We start from the raw sequence: 1,094 nt of genomic DNA on the forward strand, positions 1-1,094 counted from the left end.
ATTTATCCCAGTTCTCTTGGTGGCGTTTTAGGCGCTCAGGTGTCCAGCCTGTAAGTCCGATACTTTTTACGATATTTGCTATCTCGCGTGTAGTAGCTTCTGGCCACTCTATCTTGCCATCGGCATCTCTTATAGTGCGAGTTAGCTCATCATAGAAGCCTATGCGTTTAGCTAGTTCAAATAAAACTTCATGATCTGGCATGCTCTCATAAAGTGGCTTACATACTTGGCTTCTCCATTGACCACTTCTGTTTGTAGCTACGACTGTGCCGCTAGTTTCATATTGAGTTGCTGCTGGGAGAAGATAAACGCCATCTTTTTTATTAGTGATAACGCCAGCATCATTTACAAATGGATCCATAAGTACTAAAAGTTCAAGTCCGTCAAGACCCTCTTGAACCTTTGCTTGCTGTGCAGTAGATGTTATGCCGTTACCTATAACTACAAGAGCTTTTAGGCTATCGCCTGCGTTTTCAATAGCGTCGTTGCCATCTTTGCCATCAAGCACGCCAGCCCACCAGCGAGCTAGGGTAAATCCAGGCTTCATCATCCACTCTGGTTTTACGAAATTTCCTTGTAACCACTCGTAATCCACTTTCCACATTTTGGCAAAATATTTCCATGTAGCTTCGTTTTTAGCATAGTATCCAGGCAAGCTATCAGGTGCGTTTGCCATGTCGCTTGCGCCTTGAACGTTGTCGTGGCCCCTTAGGATGTTACAGCCACCGCCACTTACGCCCATGTTTCCAAGTACTAGTTGTAGGATCGGAGCGATACGAGTGTTTGAACTGCCTATTGTGTGCTGAGTTAGACCCATCGCCCAAACAACTGAGCCAGGGCGGTTTTTAGCATAAATTTCTGTGATCTCTTTTAGAGTTGCAGCGCTCACTCCAGTCACATCTTCAACGACTTCTGGTGTCCATTTTGCAGCCTCTTTACGGATCTCATCGATGCCGTATGTGCGCTCATCTATAAATTTCTTATCTTCCCAGCCATTTTCAAAGATGAGATTCATCATGCCATACATAAATGGTATGTCTGTACCTGGGCGAATTTGTGCGAAATAATCAGCCTTTGCCGCAGTTCTTGTGTAT

The 1,094-nt window shown here is 44.7% G+C and carries 1 protein-coding gene; it reads right to left on the reverse strand.

Annotation, left to right across the window (positions count from 1 at the left end; translation table 11 throughout):
- On the reverse strand, window positions 1–1,094 hold a 1,094-nt coding region (locus tag Q0296_RS06795; RefSeq protein ID WP_298038411.1), incomplete at both ends, for a molybdopterin-dependent oxidoreductase.

It is taken from the genome of uncultured Campylobacter sp. (genome assembly GCF_937890585.1).
GTDB lineage: Bacteria > Campylobacterota > Campylobacteria > Campylobacterales > Campylobacteraceae > Campylobacter_A.